Below are 18,253 nucleotides of genomic sequence, written 5' to 3' on the forward strand. Positions count from 1 at the left end.
GACCTGTGTGGCACATCGTCCTGTCTGTCGGCGAAAACCAGACGCGGCTTGCATTAACCGCTAGAATAGAACCTGATAAGGCCGTCGTTTCCCCCGGAGGAGCTATGAGAATACTGCCTTCCCTGATGTGGCTGTTGAGCCTGCCGTTGCTGGCTCAGGCCGCTACACAAACTATCTCACCCCAGCAACAGCAGTTTGAAAACGGCATCAGCAGCCAGAAGCGGTTGCTACAGGAGATGCAACAAAGCCAACAATTCCAGCAGCAGCAGCTCAATCAGGAAATTCAGCAACGCAGCCGCGAACAACAGCAACAACTGCAACAGCAACTGGAGCAGAATCGCCAGCGCATTCAGCAATCCGCCCCCGGCAATACCAACCGCAGCTACTGATATCGCTGCGATCACCGAATACGCGTCAGTGCCCGTCCAAATCGCATGACGGGCATTGACGGGAGCAGGCGCCTGAGCCTGTGTTAAACCCGCACGCCCATCAGCGTCAGGATCAACGGCGTGGTCACCCCTGCCAGCGCGGTCGACATCAGCAGGCTGGCGGCAACCGGGCCACCCAATACATTGAACTGCCGGGACATCAGGTAGATATTCACGCCCACCGCCATTGACCCCAGCAGCACCACCACACGGGTTTCCATCTCCGGCAGTCCTAATGCCAGCGCCAGCCCCCACACCACCAGCGGCTGTACCACCAGTTTGATAAGGCAGATAGCCACGCTGATTTGCCAACCGTCACGGATGCGGTATTCCGCCAGCCCCATCCCCAGCGCGATCAGCGACAACGGGACGGCGATTTGCCCTAGCATGCCTATTGGCTTGTCCACCACATCCGGTAGCGGCAAACCGGTGAGGCTGTAAAACGTGCCGGACAAAATGCCGATGATCAGCGGGTTTTTCAGTACGCCGAGCGCCGTTTTGGTAAACCCCTGCATCGACAGCGAACCGTTACGCGCCCACTCCACCGACACCGTCACCAGTGTCCATAAAATCAAACCATTGAACACCAGCACCAGCGCCACAGACGGAACCGCTTGTGGCCCCAGCATCAGGGTGGCGATGGGCAGGCCAAGCATCACGTTGTTGGAGAAAATACCGCTGAGCGAAAACACCGAGCCGGAAACGCCATCCAGCCGGAATACCCGACTGGCAACCACCCTCCCCAGAATGAATACCAGCAGGCAACTGCCAAAGAAGGCAATGAGCAACCGGGCATCCACCGAGGGTCGTTTGGAAAAGTCGCACATCATGCGAAACAGCATGGCGGGTAGCGCCACGGAAAAGACGAATTTACTCAGCGCATCGGTCACCGTGGACGACCAGTGGCCGAAACGGATCAAGGCATACCCCAGCGCAATCAGTACAAACAGCGGTAGAGAAAGAAAAATCTGGTGCCAAAGAGAAATAATAAACGTGGGCATCGCCCTTCCTTAACAAGGCGTTGCTCCCCAGGCGAAGGCTGATGGCGGGTCACGACGGTAAGGCATGACGCCTTACCGGGGAGCGGGCTAAACGGCCCGAGGTCATACAGGAAACGCCTGACGAAACACGCCGATTTATGGGTCGGCGTCATACGCTGTCAGGACAGACGATACCCGCCGACGTTAATTAAATTGCGGTCCAATCAAATCTATCCGGTCGGTGCAGATACAGTCAACGCCCCACTGCAACAGGGTGCGAGCTCGATCAGGTTGATTGACGGTATACACCAGAATACGCAGCCCGGCGTCTTTCAACTGTCTGACGCGCGCTTCATCAAGCAGACGGTGGTTGAGGTGAATCGAAACGCAGCCTAACCGTGTCGTCAGATTACGCCAGTCCTCCTCCCATTCATCCAGCAGCAGACCACGCGGTAACTCCGGCACGGCCTGCTGTGCGGCGGTCAGCGCTTCGACCGAAAACGACGACAGCAGCGGCGCAACAGGGTGGTTGCGCCACAACTCGCGAGCGGCCAGCGCCACCACGCGACCGGTCTGCTCCTCGCAGCCGGTAGTCGGTTTGATCTCGATATTGGCCGCCATGCCGTACTGCTCGCAGCGTTTCGCCACTTCAGACAGCAACGGCAAGCGTTCGCCGTGAAACTGGCTGCTGTACCAGCTACCGGCGTCCAGCCCGACCAGTTTGTCCCACGGCAGTTCACCCGCCACGCCCCAACCGTTGCTGGTGCGCTCCAGCGTGTCGTCGTGCAACAAGAAGATGTGCCCGTCCTGCGACAGCTTGGCGTCGAACTCGATCATCTTGTGACCATGCTGCGCGCCGACATCAATCGCCGCCAGTGTGTTTTCCGGTGCCAGAGAACCGCCGCCACGGTGGGCGACGATAGCAGGATAAAGCCAGTTCGGGGTCATGCTTCCATCCGTAATCCGCTTTGCGAATCAAATATATGCCAGGATACCGTCGGCAGAGTAAGCCACAGGGTTTCTCCCACCGTCGGACAATGCTCGTGCGACAGGCGCACCACAATATTCTGCCCCGCCCATTTGCCGTGCGCCAGATTATCCGCACCCAGCAATTCCAGCGTGTCCACCACCAGTGGTACGCCACCGGCCTCGGCGGTGGACTGCACAATGTGCTCCGGGCGCATGCCCAGCGTCACCGCGCGCCCTTGCCATTGCGGTTTCGCCACCGGCAACGGCAGCGAAAAATCCGCCGACAGCTCGACCCGGCTACCGTCGGCACTCACCTGCCCGGCCCACAAATTCATCGCAGGCGAGCCGATAAAACTGGCGACGAACAGCGATGCCGGTTTGCGGTAAATCTCTGCCGGTGCGCCGATCTGCTCCGCCACGCCTTTATTCATCACAATCACACGATGGGCCAGCGTCATCGCCTCCACCTGATCGTGGGTGACATACAAGCTGGTGGTTTTTAGTCGCTTGTGCAGTTGTTGCAGTTCAAGACGCATCTGCACACGCAGCTTGGCATCAAGGTTGGACAACGGCTCATCGAACAGGAATACCGACGGTTCGCGCACAATGGCGCGCCCCATCGCCACGCGCTGGCGCTGGCCGCCAGACAGCTCGCGCGGTTTGCGTTGCAACAACGGCTGCAATTCCAGAATGCGCGCCGCTTCATCCACCCGCTGGCGAATCTGTTCTTTACCAAAACCCCGGATTTTCAGGCCGTAGGCCATGTTGTCGAACACACTCATATGCGGATAGAGCGCGTAATTCTGGAACACCATCGCAATACCGCGATCTTTGGGTTCTTTATCCGTCACGCGCTCATCGCCGATATAAATATCGCCGCTGGTGGTCTGTTCCAGCCCGGCGACCATGCGCAGCAGGGTCGATTTACCGCAGCCGGACGGCCCCACCATCACCACAAATTCGCCGTCCGCCACGTCGAGATCAATCGGTCGAATCACCTGATTTTTGCCGTCGTAGGATTTGGTGACGGCCTGAAGTTTTAAGCATGCCATAGGGTTTTATTTCTCACTATCAACCAGACCGCGAACAAACCAGCGTTGCATCAGCAAGACCACCAACAGCGGCGGTAACATCGTCATCAGCATCGCCGCCATCACCTGATGCCAGGGGGTAGCGGTATCGCCGGTGGCGATCATGCTCTGGATACCGGCGACCGCCGTACCCAAACGAGGGTCATTGATGATCAACAGCGGCCACAGATACTGGTTCCAGCCATAGATAAAGGTGATGACAAACAGCGCCGCCAGATTGGTTTTAGACAACGGCAACACCATGTCGAAGAAAAAGCGCATGGGGCTGGCACCGTCGATACGCGCCGCCTCCAGCAGTTCGTCCGGCAGCGTCATAAAGAACTGACGAAACAGAAACGTGGCGGTGGCTGACGCCATCACCGGCAGAGTCAACCCGACATAACTGTTGGTCATATTCAGGTGAGAAATCACCTCCACCGTCGGGAAAATACGCACTTCCACCGGCAACATCAGGGTGGAAAAAATCATCCAGAAGAACAGGTTACGGCACGGAAAACGGAAATAGACAATGGCGTAGGCCGACAGCATCGAGACGCTGATTTTGCCGACGGTGATCGTCAGCGCCATCACAAAGCTGTTAAACAGCATCAGGCCGAATGGCGCGCTGTTGTTGTCACCCACACCGTGCTGCCAGATATACACCATGTTTTCCCACAGGTGACCGCCGGGGAGCAGCGACATCGGCACCTGTGACATTTGTTCCTGACTCATGGTGGCAGCGATAAACGCGACATACAGCGGGAACAGCACCACCACAATGGCGACGACCAGCATGGCGTGGCTGAAGACATCCAGCCCGCGACGGTTCTCAATCATCCGGCTTGCGGTCATGGCAGAATGGCTCATTGATAATTCACCTTACGCTCGACAAAGCGGAACTGGATAACCGTCAACACGGTCACCACCAGCATCAGCACCACCGACTGCGCCGCCGAACTGGAGAGATCAAGACCGGCAAACCCTTCACGGTAAATCTTGTAGATTAACGTGGTGGTCGCCTGTACCGGCCCGCCGCCAGTCGCGGCATCGATAACCGGGAAGGTATCGAAGAAGGCGTAGGTCAGGTTGACCACCAACAGGAAAAAGCTCACCGGTGAAATCAACGGCAGCACCAGATTGAAGAAACGGCGTACCGGCCCGGCACCATCAATCGCCGCAGCTTCAATCAGCGAACGGGGGATGGACTGTAACGCCGCGAGGAAAAACAGAAAGTTGTAGCTGATTTGCTTCCAGACCGACGCCAGCACCACCAGAAACATCGCCTGACCACTGTACTGCGCGTGGTTCCAGTCATAGCCCAACTGGTGCAATAACCAGGTAATCAGCCCCAGACCGGGGTTGAACAAAAACATCCACAATACGGCCGCCACCGCGGGCGCAACCGCATAAGGCAGAATCAGCAACGTCTGGTATAGGCGGCTAAAACGCAGGGTGTAATCCACCAATGCGGCCAGAAACAACGACAACACCAGCCCTGAAGCCGCCACCAGAAAGCTGAACAGCAGCGTGGTGTAAAACGAGCCAAGGTAATAGCTGTCGTGGAACAGATTAATGAAGTTCTCCAGCCCGACAAACTGGCTAGACAGGCCGAACGGGTCAACGCTCTGCACCGAATACCAGAGCGCCTGCCCGGCTGGCCAGAGGAAAAAAACCACCGTGATGGCCAGTTGCGGCAGCACCAGCAGGTAAGGCAACAAGCTGCGGCCAAAAACAGGACGGGAAGCACTCATGTACAAGGCTCTCAAAAAACGGGATGCTCAGGAAAAGACAGGGGTGGCCGAATCCCTTCGGCCCGGAATGCGGTTACTTGTTCGCCTGTTCGAAGCGACGCAGCAGTACGTTGCCGCGTTCCACAGCGGCATCCAGCGCCTGCTGCGGGGTTTTCTTGCCAGTCCAGACGCTTTCCAGCTCTTCGTCGACGATGGTGCGAATCTGCGGCATGTTGCCCAGACGCAGCCCTTTGGTAAACGGCAGCGGGTCTTTGTTCAGCATCTGACGGGTGGCGATATCAGCACCGGGGTTCTTGTCATAGAAACCCTGCTTTTTGGTCAGCTCGTAAGCGGCGGTGGTGATCGGCAGATAGCCGGTCTTCTGGTGCCACTCGGCGGCGATTTCCGGTGTAGACAGGAACTGCATGAATTCCGCCACGCCTTTATAGGTCGCCGCGTCTTTGCCGCTCATCACCCACAGGCTGGCACCACCGATAATGGCGTTCTGCGGCGCGCCTTTCACATCGGCGTCATACGGCATCATCGCCACACCGTAGTTAAATTTGGCGTACTGACGAATATTCGCCAGCGAGCCGGATGACGCGGTGGTCATCGCGCAATCACCGTTATAGAACTTCTCGGTCGGCTCGTCTTTACGGCCGTAGTAGGTGAAGTCGCCTTTCTTGTTCATGTCTTCCAGCATTTGAATATGCTTGACCTGAATCGGCTTATTGAACTCCAGCACCGCATCAAGGCCGTCGAAGCCATTGTTTTTGGTGGCGATCGGCAGGCCGTGCCAGGCGCTGAAGTTTTCAATCTGAATCCAGCCCTGCCAGCCGCTGGCGTAACCGCACTTCATACCTGCCGCGCGCAGCTTGGCGGTGTAATCAGCCATCTGCTGCCAGGTTTTCGGCGGCTGCTCTGGGTCCAGACCGGCTTTTTTGAAGGCGTCTTTGTTGTAATACAGCACCGGCGTCGAGCTGTTAAACGGCTGGGACAGCAGGTGACCGGTTTTGGCATCAGAGTAGTAACCGGAAACGGTCGGCACGAAAATGCTCTCATCAAACGGCACACCCGCGTCTTTGAAGACCTGGTAGACCGGCTTGATAGCCTTGCTGGCCATCATGGTCGCCGTACCAACTTCATACACCTGCAGGATAGCCGGGGCGTTACCGCTACGAAACGCGGCGATACCCGCTGCCAGGCTCTGCTCGTAGTTGCCTTTGTACACCGGAACGATTTTGACGTCGCTGTGTGTCTGGTTGAAGCGGTCAGCCAGAGAATTAACGGTCTTGCCCAGTTCCCCTTCCATTGAATGCCAGAACTGGACTTCGGTAGCGGCCTGCGCCTGTACGCTGGCGGCTAATGCCATAATGACGACGGCGGCAGTTTTACGGATAGCGTGCTGAAACATGCTGTCTCCTGAGATCATGGTGAGTACTGCTGTAAGTACTGATTCGTTGTTAGCGCCATGAGCGAAAAAGCGCGTTTTATATTCGGCAGGTAACATGACACGCTCAGATGACAGAAAAATAACCTCAATATGACAACGCCATGACAGGTGCATACGATTGCATTGGCGGAAAGGAAACGGGGAAGATTGAAAGGTCAGTAACCGAATTTGATTTTTTAATCAGTACGTTGTTGAGAATCATAACCGTAGCCGTCAGCCATAGTCGGTATGATCCCCTCTCTCTTGAGCACAAAAAACGACACCGCAAAACGTGAGCCGCCGCCAGCACTTCTGCGACCTGAAGAATAACGGCGATGCCTAATCACGCCGGCCAGTTAACACACCATTAGTCAGTCTCACCCGGCCACCATCACCGTTACCCCCATCTTCCCCAGTGCGTCTCTGGCGGCGACGGGTAGCCCGTTATCAGTAATGATGCTGTCGAATACCGTTATCGGCGTCGCAATCCAGGTCGCGATACGGCCATATTTGGAGGCGTCACTGAGCAGGATGCGTTTACTGCTGGCCTCGATAATTGCTCGTTTCACCGATACCTTGTCTTCGTTAGGGGTAGATAAGCCGCGCAGGCTCCACGAGGAAGCAGAAACGAAAGCAATATCAATCATCAAGTTACGCAGAGCCAGCGCCGCCCCCTCGCCAACACAGGAGCGGTTTTCCCGGCACAGGGTGCCGCCGGTGTGGATCATGCGGCACTGGCTGGATTCGATCAGCAACGCGGCGATAGCGAAATCATTGGTCACAATCAGTAAATCATCCCGCTCTGCCAACTGGCGCGCCAGCGACAGCGTGGTGGTACCCGCATCAAGGTAAATGCAACTGTTGTGCGGGATCTGCTGTGCCGCCAGCCGACCAATCGCCTCTTTCTGCTGGCTGAACATCACTGACTTATCCTGATGAGAGGGTTCCATCGCCAACCGCTCCGGCGAACGTACCCCGCCAGACACACTGAGCAACAATCCATCCTGTTCCAGCTTTTGTACGTCCCGCCGCACTGTCATATGCGATACGCCCAGCATTTCCGTCAGCTCACTGATGCTGACCACACCACGTTCAGTAATCAGTGACAAAATCTTTTGATGGCGTTCTACCGGTATCACTCCCCACTCCTGTTAATTGCTGTGATAACTATTGTGATTTCACCCTGTGCCGAGCGCGATAATTATCATAAATTCACGTCGCAAACTATGCGCTCACCGACATCAACCCGCAATAGAGCACAACATTCGCCAATATAGCCGCCTCATGCCCCGTCACCCGATTCACGTCGTCTTCCCCATCGATGTTAATTTGTGTGATACAAATCACCGCATTGTCGATAACAAGCGCCTACATTTAACACATCACAACAAAATATCACTAAAATTAACAGAGAAAGCCCTATGAACCCACAGACCCCCGCACAGTATGCTGTCGCCGTGATCGGCCTCGGCTCCATGGGATTCGGTGCCGCCGTCTCCTGTATCCGCGCCGGATTGACCACCTACGGCGTAGACATCAACCCGCACGCGCTAGAGCGGCTGCGTCAGGAAGGCGCAGAACAAGCCGACAGCAGGATCGACCACTTTGCCGCACAGCTCGATGCGGTCGTGTTACTGGTGGTCAACGCCGCACAGGTCAACAGCATTCTGTTTGGCGAGGCCAATGTCGCCGCACAGCTAAAACCGGGCACCGCGGTCATGGTGTCCTCCACCATTTCAGCACAGGATGCCAAACGCATTGCCGAACGACTGGCGGAACACCAATTACTGATGCTGGATGCGCCGGTGTCTGGCGGTGCTCTCAAAGCCGCTGCCGGGGATATGACGGTAATGGCATCCGGCAGCCACGAAGCGTTTGAGAAACTCGAACCGGTGCTGAATGCCGTCGCGGGTAAGGTGTACCGCATCGGAGAAGAGATTGGCCTCGGCGCGACAGTAAAAATCATCCACCAGTTGCTGGCGGGCGTACATATCGCCGCCGGTGCCGAAGCGATGGCGTTGGCCGCCCGCGCCGGCATCCCGCTGTCAGTGATGTATGACGTGGTGACCCACGCAGCGGGTAATTCCTGGATGTTCGAAAACCGTATGAAACATGTGGTAGAGGGTGACTACACGCCAAAATCTGCCGTCGATATCTTCGTCAAGGATCTGGGCCTGGTTACCGACACGGCCAAATCGTTGCACTTCCCGTTACCGCTGGCCTCCACCGCGTTCAACATGTTCACCGCCGCCAGCAACGCCGGTTTCGGCAAAGAAGACGACAGCGCGGTGATCAAGATTTTCAGTGGTATCGAACTGCCACAACAACGATTGCCACAACAAGGATTGTCACAACCACAGGAGGACGCATGATTACCCTGGGCGTCATCGCAGATGATTTTACCGGTGCCACCGACATCGCCAGCTTTCTGGTGCAAAACGGCCTGTCGACGGTACAACTCAACGGCGTACCGACGGCGGATTATCAGGTGCAGGCTCAGGCGGTGGTCATCAGCCTCAAGTCACGATCCTGTCCGGTGCAGCAAGCTATCGACGACTCCCTGAGCGCACTGTCATGGTTACAGGCACAGCATTGTCAGCAGTTTTACTTCAAGTACTGCTCCACCTTCGACAGCACGGCAAACGGTAATATCGGCCCGGTGACCGACGCGCTACTGGACGCGCTGGGCGAATCGATGACGGTGATTTCCCCGGCGCTACCAGTCAACGGTCGCACCGTGTATCAGGGGCACCTGTTTGTGATGGATCAGTTGTTATCCGATTCCGGTATGCGCCATCACCCGGTAACGCCAATGACCGACAGCAGCCTGCTACAGCTGATGGAACGCCAGGCGTGCGGACGTTGCGGACTGGTGCCTTATCGTGTGATGGAGCAAGGCAGCATGGCGGTGCAACAGCAACTGACGCAACTGCGTGAACAAGGCTGCCGCTACGCGGTGTTAGACACCCTAAACGAACAGCATTTGCTGACGCAGGGCGAGGCGCTGCAAACGATGAAGCTGGTCACCGGTGGTTCCGGGATGGCGATAGGCCTGGCGCGCGTCTGGGCAGGCGCCGACTCATGCCCGGCGACAGAGGCGGGCGAGCCGCAACCCGGCCCGGCCGTGGTGCTTTCCGGCTCCTGCTCGGTGATGACCAACCAACAGGTGGCGTGCTATCGCCAGCAGGCGGCCAGTCAGGCGGTGGATGTCGCGCGCTGTCTGGCAAGCGAAGCCGGGTTGCAACGTTACGCCCGTGAACTCGCCGATTGGGCGATCGCCCATCGGGATGACACATTGGCCCCCCTGCTGTTCGCTACCGCTGAACCACAGGCGCTGAGTGCTATTCAACAACAATATGGTGCCGCCGCCAGCAGCCGCGCGGTGGAGAGCCTGTTTGCCAGCGTAGCGGCACACTTGCAGGCTGCGGGTTTCCGCCGCTTTATCATCGCGGGCGGCGAAACCTCCAGCATCGTCGTACAAACGCTTGGCATTCGCGCCTTCCATATCGGCCCTACAATTTCGCCCGGCGTGCCGTGGGTAACCTCGGTGGATCACCCACTGTCGCTGGCGCTCAAGTCTGGCAACTTCGGCGATGAAAACTTTTTTGCCCGCGCCCAGCATCCCTCGTCACCCTCAACGTGTTAACAATAGGAACTGAGTGCATGAGCGAACATATCACCTTAAGTGAACATATCACCTTAAGCGAACAACGGGCCCGCGAAGACATGGTGCGGCTGGGTACATCATTCTTTCAGCGCGGCTATGCCACCGGTTCGGCCGGTAATCTGTCGCTGCTGCTGGAAGACGGCAACCTGCTCGCCACCCCCACCGGCTCGTGTCTGGGAGAATTACAGGCTGAGCGCTTATCCAAAGTCAGCCTGAACGGCAAATGGTTATCGGGTGACAAACCGTCTAAAGAGGTGAGCTTTCACCGGGCACTGTATCTGAATAATCCCGACTGCCGCGCTGTGGTCCACTTGCATAGTGCTTACCTCACTGCGTTATCTTGTCTGGAAGGACTGAATACGCAGGATGTGATCCGACCGTTTACACCGTATGTCGTGATGCGGGTAGGCCCTGTCCCGCTGGTGCCCTATTATCGCCCTGGCGATGCCCGGCTGGGGGAAGACCTCGCCCGCCTAGCTCCGCATTACCGGGCGTTTCTGCTGGCCAACCACGGGCCGGTTGTTACCGGCAAAGACCTGCGTGCCGCAGCAGACAATATGGAAGAGCTGGAAGAAACCGCCAGACTGATTTTTATTCTTGGTGATCGACGCATCCGTTATCTGACGGATGAAGAAATTGCCGAATTACGGAGTTAATCATGCCGAAATTTGCCGCCAATCTTTCTACGCTATTTACCGAACTGCCTTTTCTGGACCGCTTTCAGGCTGCCGCACAGGCCGGGTTCAATGCTGTTGAATTTCTGTTTCCCTATGAATATCCCGCCGACCTGCTGGCGGAGAAATTAAAGCAGCATGGACTGCAACAGGTATTATTTAATACCGCACCAGGCAACGTCGCCGACGGAGAATGGGGAGTTACCGCGCTGCCTGACCGGGTAGATGACGCCCGTCGTGATATTCAGCTCGCGCTGGAATACGCCATCGTACTGCAGTGTCCGTCGGTGCATATTATGGCAAGCGTAATACCCGAACATGCCGATATTCAGCGCTGCCAACAAACCTACATCGACAATATTCGCTACGCCGCCGATCTGTTTGCGCCCTACGGCATCACCGTGATGTTGGAAGCGTTAAATCCTGGTCTCAAACCACGCTATCTCCTCGCCAGCCAATATCAGACGCTGGACATGGTCAACTGTATAGAGCGCAGCAACGTGATGGTGCAGGTCGATCTGTATCACGCACAAATTGTTGACGGTAACCTGACACATATTTTGCGCGAAATGAAAGGGCGCTATGGTCATATTCAAATTGCGGCGGTACCGGGTCGTCATGAACCTGATGAAGGGGAAATAAACTATCCATTCATTTTCGATGAATTAGACAAAATGGGTTATTCCGGCTGGATTGGGTGTGAATATAATCCACGTGGCAATACCGAAGCTGGATTGGCCTGGATAAAACCTTATCTATTGTCATAGTCGAATGAAATAACAGAATTAATTATCACCGTGGCCTTGCCACCAGGGATAAATTTCAAAATACGCTTCCTGAAGAAGTAATGGCGGCATAGTAATTTCTGCGATGCATTTTTTATGAAAAATGACGCAAACATATTGCCGCCAGATATTCGTGGGACACCCTTATTGATACCCTAAATAATTTGAGTTGCAGGACGGCGGCAAGAGAGTGAATCCCGATGAGCTTACTTAAGTAAGTGATTCGGGTGAACGAACGCAGCCAACACACCTGCAACTTAAAGTATGACGGGTATATAACGCATAACGATATAAATAACCGCTTTCCCCATTGCGAGGATAACCTATGTCTACCGCGCTGTTGCTTACCATCGCCATCGCTGGCGTCCTGATTCTGCTGCTGATGGTCATCAAGGCCAAAGTTCATCCTTTTGTCGCGCTGCTGGTTGTCAGTTTCATGGTGGCACTCGCTACCGGTATTCCGGTAGATAACATCATGAAAGCCATCACCGGCGGCATGGGCGGTTTACTGGGCTCCATCACTATCATCATTGGTCTTGGTGCCATGCTGGGAGGCATGATCGAAGCCTCCAACGGCGCAGAATCACTCGCTCAGCGCTTTACCCGCAGCCTTGGCCCCAAACACACCGTGGCCGCGCTGACCATGGCCGCCTTTATTCTGGGTATCCCGGTGTTTTTTGAGGTCGGGTTTATTATCGTGGTCCCCATTATTTACGGGTTCAGTAAAGTCGCCCATGTTTCGCCGCTAAAATTCGGCCTGCCAATGGCAGGGGTGATGCTGGCAGTACATGTCGCGCTACCGACCCACCCGGGCGCGGCGGCGGCGGGTGCCATGCTGGGTGCCGACATTGGCTGGCTGATGATAGTCGGTATCGCCATCGCTATTCCGGCCAGTATTGTCGGCTACTTTACCGCTCGTAGCATGAACCGTCGCCACTATGCGTTGTCGATCGAGGTGCTGGAACAGATGCAGTTATCCAAACCGGAATCCAGCACATTACCGAAACCCAGCACATTGCCCGGCCATCCAGCGGTCCCTGGCGCTGGCCTGATAGCCAGCCTGATCGTTATCCCTATCGGTATTATTCTGCTGGGCACCATTGCCGCTGCCATCCTGCCTGCCGACAACCTGCTGCGTAAAGCAATGGTACTGGCGGGCACACCGGCAGTTGCCCTGTTGATTGCTCTGGCACTGGCGACCTATTTTCTGGCACTGCGTCGCGGCTGGTCGAAAGACAAAATCAGTGATGTGATGAGCGCCGCCATTCCTACCTCCGCCGCGGTGATCATGGTCGCTGGCGCTGGCGGTGCCTTCGGTAAGGTACTGGTGGAATCCGGCGTCGGCAAAGCGCTGGCCGAATCCCTGACCGCCATTCATCTGCCCATCATTCCAGCCGCCTTTATCATCTCGTTGGCGCTGCGGGCCTCGCAAGGCTCCGCCACCGTCGCCATCATCACCACCAGTGGTTTACTGAGTCAGGCGGTCAGTGGCATGAGTCACATGCAGTTGGTGCTGGTCACGCTGTCCGCCTGTTTTGGTGGGCTGGGCTTGTCCCACGTCAATGACGCCGGTTTTTGGGTGGTAACCCGCTATCTGGGGCTGTCGGTCGCCGACGGTCTGAAAACCTGGACGGTACTGACCACGGTGATGGGTCTGGTGGGTTTCATCATTATTCAGATGCTGTGGTTTATTATTTGATAGGCATCATTTCTTACTTCTGCGCTCTTCCCTTTCTTTAACGTAAAACTGTAAAAGTACGACCAAAATTGTAAAAACACCATCTGAACTTATCAGGTGGTGTTTTATTTGACCTTTCGCACTTTACATTCGACAAATCAAACTATATTCCTTACTCTTATTAACCAGCACATCTATGGCTAATTTTATTTAAGGCTATTTTTACGTTACTCATTGATTTCAACGATCCATGTTACTGGCTCTTATAAAACATCATCTTATCTATTCATAGAATACATGTAATAAACAGGAGAATTGCCGGCTAGCTCACAGAAATATTCATATGAAATAGAATCAACCTGAATGATACACATTTAGAACTATTTAACCTCTTGGACGAGGTAAAAATAATACATGGAATACACGACGTTAAGGACATCTATGAACGCGCTAAAAAAAATGAAGCTGGGCACCATGCTGAGTGCCGGATTCGCTCTGGTCATCGTAATCGGTTTGCTGGTCGCGACCTTCGGCCGAACCCAACTGGTGGGACTCGGTGATGACATTGATCACCTCTCCTCCACGACCCTCACCAATATGATGTTGATTCAGGAAGCCAAAACCGGCTTCGATACCAATTCCCGTCTGGTACGCAATATCGCGCTCAGTGACGACCCCGAGCGTATCGCGGCTGAAAAGCAGCAGATAGACCGGCAGATCGCGCGTAACACCGAGGTCCTTAAACAACTTTCCGAACGGCTGGATACGCCGGAAACGCGTGACCAGCTCAACCAACTGACGCTGGCGCGTCCGGCTTATCTGCAAGCCTTTAATAAAGCCGTCGCACTGGGGATGTCCACCCAGCAGGAACAACGCACTCAGGCGCGTGACCTGATCCTTAACGACATGCAAACCGCCCAAAACGGCGTGTTCAAGGCGTTGGACAACATGCTCGACTTTCAAAAGAAAGTCACCATGAATGTGGTCGAAAGCTCGATGCGTGATGCCCGTTCCGATGGTTCACTCATGCTGGCGCTGGCGCTGGGCGCCGCCGTACTCGGTGCGCTGACCGCCTGGCTTATCACCCGTACGGTAAAAGGCCAGTTGGGTGGCGAACCGGCCGAAGCCGCCGCCGCAGCGCAGAAAATCTCCGACGGCAATCTGGCTTTTCAAGTTGAACTGCGCTCAGGCGATAGCAATAGCGTGTTAGCCGCCATGAACGACATGCGGGAGAGACTGGGGCAGATCGTGACCCAGGTACGCCAGAGCAGTGAATCTATCGCCACCGGTGCCAGCGAAATCGCTGCTGGCAGCACCGACCTGAGCCAGCGTACCGAAGAGCAGGCCGCCAGCCTGCAACAGACAGCCGCCTCAATGGAGCAGATGAGCCAGACCATCCGCCAGAACGGCGATACCGTACGTACGGCGACCACACTGGCGCAATCCGCCAGCTCAACCGCCGCCAAGGGCGGCGAGGCCGTCAGTAACATCGTTCGCACCATGGAAGAGATCTCCCACAGCTCGCACAAAATTGGCGACATTATTAGCGTCATTGATGGCATTGCTTTCCAGACCAATATTCTGGCCCTCAACGCGGCGGTGGAAGCGGCCCGTGCCGGTGAACAAGGGCGCGGCTTTGCCGTCGTTGCCGGTGAAGTCAGAAACCTGGCGCAGCGTTCTGCTTCCGCTGCCAAAGAGATCAAGGAACTGATTACCACCAGCGTCGAAAAAGTGGAAGTAGGCTCGGTACTGGTCAGCGAAGCCGGTTCCACCATCGACGAGCTGGTGAAGCAGGCACGTCACGTCGCGGATTTGATCGGCGAAATCGGTGTGACCACGCATGAACAGGAATCCGGCATCTCGCAAATTAACGATGCGGTCAACCAGCTCGATCAGGTCACCCAGCAGAACGCCTCTCTGGTAGAAGAGTCAGCTAGTGCGGCCGATAGCCTGAGTGAGCAGGCAGCAAAACTGGTGGAACTGATGAGTATCTTCACAATTCAGAATACCTTTGGTCATCAGCAGCCTCCTTCATTGCAGAAATCGGGAATACCACCGCATAAGTTAGCGCCGTCCAGACTGGCACTGGCGAACGACACCGGCAGCAACAGCAACTGGGAACAGTTCTAAGCACCTTTTCTCCCGAGACCGCCACGGCAACGTGGCGGCTCATTCTTTATCCCGTCAACGGATTACCGTCAATACGCCGTTTGGGTTCACGATACCGGTTTATACCCCTTACACCCGCCATGCCTGACATCATTCTTAATAACCGGGGCTATTAATAACTGGGGCCATTATCAACCGCTGTCGTATACCAGCAATAATACGCATTTTATTGAAAACTATTCTCTCAGATTTAAATGTCGTCACCCGATATAAAGTAACGCACATGACTATTATTATTTTTAGCCACCAAAGAAAATAAAAAAACAAACGTAACATACTGATTGTTAATGATTAAAAAAATAAATTCACAATTAATAAAATTTATTTCACATCTTAAGATATAACAAAGGCTCGTCGATTAGATTAACCCTCGACATCACAAGTAACCTGGCGACTTTGGTATTCGTTCTTTCTTATGCCCGTAATAATTCATATTGCGGCAAGGCAGAAAATAACGCTGCAACATGAAGAATGACGGGTAACACGCACCGGTTTGTCGTGATTAAAAACAACATTCGGGGGATACACCATGAGCATTCTGAAGAATATGAAACTTGCCACTATGCTGGGCACAGGTTTTGCCATCGTACTGGTCATCAGCTTTTTCGTCTCTGGCTATGGGCAGTTGCAATTGCGCCAGCAAGGCAACACCATCAATACCCTGGCCAGCGACCAACTGGAAGGATTACTGCTGGTTCAGGAACTGAAAGATAACCTGAACAGCATCGCGATTGTGGTACGCGAGTTGACGTTATTCACCGCACCGGATCAGGTGGAGCAGTATAAGCAGCAAATTAACAAAACCATCGCGCGAAACAGCGAGGTGATCAAACGCATCGGCGAACTGTCCGTCAGCCCCAAAGAAAGATCGCTGTTTGATGGCATCAATCAGGTTCGGCCGATCAGCCTCGCGGCCACGCAAAAAGCCCTTGCACTCACCCTGAATAACAAGATGGATGAAGCCAAAGCTGTCATCATCAATGAAGTCAAACCGGCGCAGGAAAATTACTTCAAAGCCATCAACGATATGGTGAGCTACCAGAAAAGCGACACCCGTAAATCGGCTGACGATGCCAGCGACGCGGCACGTACCGCCGGTATGCTGATGCTGGCACTCACCGCCATCTCGACGGTACTGGGTATCGCGATCGCCTGGTCGATTACCCGCCGTATCAAAAAGCTGCTGGGTGGCGAACCGGCGTATGCCTCTGATATCGCTCGTCAGATTGCCAGCGGCAACCTGGCCATCAACGTCGAACTGCAAACCGGCGATACCACCAGCCTGCTGGCTGCCATGGGAGACATGCGTGCCAGACTGAGTGATATCGTCCATCAGGTACACGACAGCAGCGCATCGATTTCCACCGGCTCCAGTGAAATCGCTATCGGCAGCAACGACCTGAGCCGCCGTACCGAAGAGCAGGCCGCCAGCGTGCAAGAAACCGCTGCCTCGATGGAGCAGATTAGCCAGACTATCCGCCAGAATGGCGACACCGTGCGCGAAGCCGCCCAGCTTGCCAGTGCTGCCAGCCAGACGGCGACCAAAGGTAACGATGTGGTACGCGATGTTATCGCCACCATGGGCGACATCAGCACCAGTTCCCGTAAGATTGGCGACATCATTACCGTGATTGACGGCATCGCCTTCCAAACTAACATCCTGGCGCTCAATGCCGCGGTAGAAGCTGCCCGTGCCGGTGAACAAGGACGCGGTTTTGCGGTGGTCGCTGGGGAAGTTCGCTCACTGGCACAACGTTCAGCGTCTGCCGCCCGTGAAATTAAAGAACTCATCACCACCAGCATGGAAAAAGTGGAAAGCGGCTCTCAACTGGTGTCGCATGCCGGTGAAACAATGACGGATATTGTGACTCAGGCGCAGCATGTGGCGGAACTGATTAGCGAAATCGGCGTCACCACGCAGGAACAGGAATCCGGTATCTCGCAAATCAATCAGGCCATCACCCAGTTGGATAGCGTCACCCAGCAAAACGCCGCGCTGGTGGAAGAATCGACCAGTGCCGCTGAAAGCCTGAGCGAACAGGCCGCGAAGCTGGTGGAATTGATGAGTGTGTTTAACATTGCGCACGCCTCAGTTGCACCGTCACCATCTACGTCGCCGCGTCGTCAGCCGCAGACTGCACCGGCGTTAAAAAAGCCAGCCGCACTTAAACCGGCCCTGAAACCCGCGCTGGCGAGCAGAAACAATAACCACGACTGGGAACAGTTCTAAGCCCGACAACACGACGAACCGCAACACCTTCCTCCAACCGCCACGTCACCGTGGCGGTTTTTTTGTGCCCCTGCCCTAAGGGACGGACGCCATCTGACAGCGTATGTGTATTAACGCGCGTTTATTTTGCTGGGATTAGCACGCCAAATACGCTTCCTACGGCAATACCATTGCAAAAAATATGTTTTTATTTAAAAATACATTGTGTAACTTTCATTAATAAAATGAATCTAATTACATCAATAACTATTGAGTAAACAATAATAAAAATTTTTATTACATTTATCGACAAACGTAAAAAAACCCTACATACTGCAATTCGTTCAGGAAGAGCACTCATTTTCAGGCGGTTAAATACCTGAATGCACAATGTCGTACATGCCTTGATTTAAATTAGAGCTGCTAATAGATTAGCACATTAACGGTTTAATTCTCACCCGC

General features: G+C 54.7%; 15 protein-coding genes. 8 read left to right on the forward strand and 7 right to left on the reverse strand.

Going from position 1 to position 18,253, the window contains the following annotated elements:
• The first annotated feature begins 104 nt into the window (after window positions 1-104).
• The gene (locus FGI04_RS18080; protein ID WP_038906000.1) at window positions 105-389 is read left to right on the forward strand and encodes a DUF2756 domain-containing protein; all 285 of its coding nucleotides are present in this window, start codon (window positions 105-107) and stop codon (window positions 387-389) included.
• Window positions 390-472: 83 nt separating this feature from the next.
• Here FGI04_RS18080 and FGI04_RS18085 read toward each other — a convergent pair whose 3' ends face one another.
• From FGI04_RS18085 to ygbI, 7 genes are all read right to left on the reverse strand, one after another.
• Entirely contained in the window at window positions 473-1,429 is a 957-nt protein-coding gene (locus FGI04_RS18085; protein WP_342699647.1) for an AEC family transporter, read from the reverse strand.
• 183 nt (window positions 1,430-1,612) lie between these two features.
• Complete coding sequence (ugpQ, locus tag FGI04_RS18090) at window positions 1,613-2,356, reverse strand: glycerophosphodiester phosphodiesterase (protein ID WP_407274358.1); 744 nt, start codon at window positions 2,354-2,356, stop codon at window positions 1,613-1,615.
• Window positions 2,353-3,429: a sn-glycerol-3-phosphate import ATP-binding protein UgpC gene (locus FGI04_RS18095; protein ID WP_342699649.1), complete on the reverse strand. Its 1,077-nt coding sequence runs from the start codon at window positions 3,427-3,429 to the stop codon at window positions 2,353-2,355. Before FGI04_RS18095 ends, ugpQ begins: the two co-directional genes overlap by 4 nt.
• A gap of 6 nt (window positions 3,430-3,435) precedes the next feature.
• Entirely contained in the window at window positions 3,436-4,284 is an 849-nt protein-coding gene (gene ugpE, locus FGI04_RS18100; RefSeq protein WP_023641019.1) for a sn-glycerol-3-phosphate ABC transporter permease UgpE, read from the reverse strand.
• Between the two features lie 26 nt (window positions 4,285-4,310).
• A complete protein-coding gene (gene ugpA, locus FGI04_RS18105) occupies window positions 4,311-5,198 on the reverse strand; it encodes a sn-glycerol-3-phosphate ABC transporter permease UgpA (RefSeq protein ID WP_016942805.1) in 888 nt (295 codons plus the stop codon).
• A 73-nt stretch (window positions 5,199-5,271) separates the two neighbouring features.
• Entirely contained in the window at window positions 5,272-6,591 is a 1,320-nt protein-coding gene (gene ugpB, locus FGI04_RS18110; RefSeq protein ID WP_226511596.1) for a sn-glycerol-3-phosphate ABC transporter substrate-binding protein UgpB, read from the reverse strand.
• A gap of 395 nt (window positions 6,592-6,986) precedes the next feature.
• Entirely contained in the window at window positions 6,987-7,748 is a 762-nt protein-coding gene (gene ygbI / locus FGI04_RS18115; protein WP_342699650.1) for a DNA-binding transcriptional repressor YgbI, read from the reverse strand.
• A 282-nt stretch (window positions 7,749-8,030) separates the two neighbouring features.
• Between ygbI and ltnD the strand changes: the two genes are divergently transcribed.
• The 7 genes from ltnD (at window position 8,031) to FGI04_RS18150 (ending at window position 17,812) form a co-directional block, all read left to right on the forward strand.
• Window positions 8,031-8,981, forward strand: a complete 951-nt coding sequence (gene ltnD, locus FGI04_RS18120) for an L-threonate dehydrogenase (protein ID WP_407337078.1) — start codon at window positions 8,031-8,033, stop codon at window positions 8,979-8,981.
• Window positions 8,978-10,255, forward strand: coding sequence for a 3-oxo-tetronate kinase (gene otnK / locus FGI04_RS18125; protein WP_407340052.1), 1,278 nt, complete (start codon window positions 8,978-8,980; stop codon window positions 10,253-10,255). The genes ltnD and otnK overlap by 4 nt, the downstream gene beginning before the upstream one ends.
• 17 nt (window positions 10,256-10,272) lie before the next feature.
• Entirely contained in the window at window positions 10,273-10,932 is a 660-nt protein-coding gene (otnC, locus tag FGI04_RS18130) for a 3-oxo-tetronate 4-phosphate decarboxylase (protein WP_407337082.1), read from the forward strand.
• A 2-nt stretch (window positions 10,933-10,934) separates the two neighbouring features.
• Window positions 10,935-11,717, forward strand: coding sequence for a 2-oxo-tetronate isomerase (gene otnI / locus FGI04_RS18135; RefSeq protein ID WP_407337083.1), 783 nt, complete (start codon window positions 10,935-10,937; stop codon window positions 11,715-11,717).
• Window positions 11,718-12,060: 343 nt separating this feature from the next.
• Complete coding sequence (locus FGI04_RS18140) at window positions 12,061-13,434, forward strand: GntP family transporter (RefSeq protein ID WP_342699655.1); 1,374 nt, start codon at window positions 12,061-12,063, stop codon at window positions 13,432-13,434.
• A 420-nt stretch (window positions 13,435-13,854) separates the two neighbouring features.
• On the forward strand, window positions 13,855-15,543 hold the full coding sequence (locus FGI04_RS18145) for a methyl-accepting chemotaxis protein (RefSeq protein ID WP_407337084.1): 1,689 nt from the start codon (window positions 13,855-13,857) through the stop codon (window positions 15,541-15,543).
• Window positions 15,544-16,111: 568 nt separating this feature from the next.
• Window positions 16,112-17,812 (forward strand): methyl-accepting chemotaxis protein, encoded by a 1,701-nt coding sequence (locus FGI04_RS18150; RefSeq protein ID WP_342699657.1) that lies wholly within the window; start codon window positions 16,112-16,114, stop codon window positions 17,810-17,812.
• The last annotated feature ends 441 nt before the right edge of the window (window positions 17,813-18,253 follow it).

It is taken from the genome of Dickeya ananatis (assembly GCF_019464615.1).
In the GTDB taxonomy this organism is placed as follows: Bacteria; Pseudomonadota; Gammaproteobacteria; order Enterobacterales; family Enterobacteriaceae; genus Dickeya; species Dickeya oryzae.